Here is a 568-nt window from a genome sequence, read left to right on the forward strand (position 1 = left end):
TTGGTCTTTCGTTATTTCTTCTCCCTTTAACAATGAGGAATAGATTTCAGCCTGTTGTTTCTTATTCATTTTCTGTTCTTTATTGTCAACATCCTCTATTGTCTTTTTCTTAGCGGAAATACTTTTTTCTAATGATTGCTGCAGCTCAAAAATTTGATTTAATTCATCTAAAAATGCAACAAGTGCGTCATTCATTGATTCATATTCATCAGCTATAATCTTTGTCAAATTTGTTATCTGATCTAATTCTGAGCTTTTTGGTTCTGTTAATAATTTTGAAACAGACCTGATGGCTTCCTGTAGCTTAACAGCCCGATTGTCTTTTTCTATTTTCTTATGAGTTTCCGTTGCCTGAGCCAGTAATTGATTCAGCTGGTTCAATTGTTTTTCATCTTCAGTTATCCCATCTTCAGTTTCACTAAGCGATGCTTCCTCTTTTTCTATTTTCTTTAACATACGTTCCATTTCCTTTTTACTCATGGAATTGTCTTTTGCTACACGTCCACATTCACTCATCAAGCATGTTTCTACCGTCGCATTGGGCAGACTGATTTCATCTACAGTTTGT

The 568-nt window shown here is 34.5% G+C and carries 1 protein-coding gene; it reads right to left on the reverse strand.

What is annotated here, in order from left to right; all coding sequences use genetic code 11:
- The coding region (locus AC3G7N_RS22045) for a hypothetical protein (protein WP_489424255.1) at nucleotides 1-516 on the reverse strand (516 nt) is incomplete at its 3' end.
- Nucleotides 517-568 lie beyond the last annotated feature (52 nt).

The organism is Virgibacillus carmonensis (assembly GCF_057836705.1).